At 73.2% G+C, this 1,547-nt stretch carries 2 protein-coding genes; both read right to left on the bottom strand.

Annotated elements, in window-relative coordinates; translation table 11 throughout:
• Positions 1–52: 52 nt before the first annotated feature.
• Complete coding sequence (locus ACIRS4_RS36680; RefSeq protein WP_404204365.1) at positions 53–835, bottom strand: glutamate racemase; 783 nt, start codon at positions 833–835, stop codon at positions 53–55.
• Between the two features lie 95 nt (positions 836–930).
• Positions 931–1,547: FAD-dependent oxidoreductase (locus tag ACIRS4_RS36675; RefSeq protein ID WP_404204363.1), on the bottom strand; the 617-nt coding region annotated here is incomplete at its 5' end.

The following is a 1,547-nucleotide window of genomic DNA, read 5'->3' as shown; positions in this document are numbered from 1 at the left end:
AAAGGGCCGCTTCCCTTGGGGGAGCGGCCCTTTCCTGTGTCCGGGGGAGTGATCAGGAGGCGGTGAGCCGGTCCTCGCAGGTCGCGCCGAGCAGGCGGCCGGATTCGAAAGCCGCTGCGGCGGAAGGCAGTCGGGCCGGACGTCCGGAGGCCAGGATGCGGACGGCGCCCGCCCCCGCGGTGAGCCGTCCGAGGGCGTCCATGCGGCGCAGGGTCTGCCCGGCCACGGCCTCGGCGCTGTCGAAGACGCGCACCCCGTCGGGCAGAGCGGCGAGGATGTCGTCGAGGACGAGCGGGTAGTGGGTGCAACCGAGCACGATGCCCTCGGTGTCGGCGGGGGTGCGGGCGGCGGCAGCCGCGATGGCCTCGGCGATGACCGGGAGGTCGCCGCGGTCGATGGCGTCGGCGAGCCCGTGGCAGGCGACCCCGGTGACCTCGGCGTCGCCGCCGAACTGTGCGATCAGCCCGGCCTGGTAGGCGCTGCCGGTGGTAGCGGCGGTCGCCCAGACGGCGACCTTCGCGCAGGCGGCCGCGGCGGGTTTGATGGCGGGCACGGTGCCGATCACCGGCACCTCGGGCCCGACCATGGCGCGGACGTGTTCGAGCGCGGTGACGCTGGCCGTATTGCAGGGCAGCACAATGACTTCCGCGCCCTCGCTCAGGGCGAGGCGCGCGGTGTCCAGCACCCGGTCGATGACCCACTGCTCGGGCTTGGGACCCCAGGGCGCGCCGTCGGGGTCGTTGAGCAGCAGCAGGTCGAGATCGGGCCGCAGCTTCCGCAACCAGGCGGCCGTGGGCAGCAGCCCCAGTCCGGAGTCGATGAGCGCGACGATCACACCTTGCACGGTAGTGAAAGCACCGGCCTGATCGCGAACCGCGGGTCGGAATGTCGTGCTTGTCCAGGTGTGGCCGAGCGGTTGCCCGCTCCCGTTCAGCCCGCGGTAGCCACCGGCTGGAGGTTCGCGGCGAGTTCGCCGCGGGCCTTCATGACCTTGCCCGCCATGCTCGCGCCGACCACGGCGACCAGCGTGCCCGCGCGGCGGTAGTGGGCCAGGAACTTGCGGCCCTTGTCCTCCACGATCTCGATCTCGTCGGCCAGTGCCGGGATGCCGAGCACCTGGATCTTCATGTCGTACTGGTCGCTCCACACGTACGGCACCTGGATCTCGGCCGGGGCGCCGCCCAGCAGCGCGGCGGCCAGCACCTGCGCCTGCTCGCCGGCATTGGTCCAGTGCTCGACGCGCTTGTTGCGGCCGATGGCGTGCGGCCAGGCGGCCACGTCGCCGAGCGCCCAGACGCCGGGGACCGAGGTGCGCCCGGTCTCGTCGGCGAGCACGCCGCCGCCGTCGGCGGGCGCGGCCAGCGGAATGCCGGAGCCGTCGAGCCACTCGGTGACGGGCACCGAGCCGATGCCGATGACCACCAGGTCGGCGTCGACGACGCTGCCGTCGGCGAGCCGGACGCCGCTCACCGAGTCGCCCTCGGTGACAAGCGTTTCCACTCCGACGCCGCAGCGCAGCTCGACGCCCTCGGCCTCGTGCAGCCGGG

It is taken from the genome of Streptomyces sp. NPDC101166 (genome assembly GCF_044768125.1).
In the GTDB taxonomy this organism is placed as follows: Bacteria; Actinomycetota; Actinomycetes; order Streptomycetales; family Streptomycetaceae; genus Streptomyces.
The sequence above is the reverse complement of the archived record's forward strand: the minus strand, read 5'-3'. Positions and strand labels throughout refer to the sequence as shown.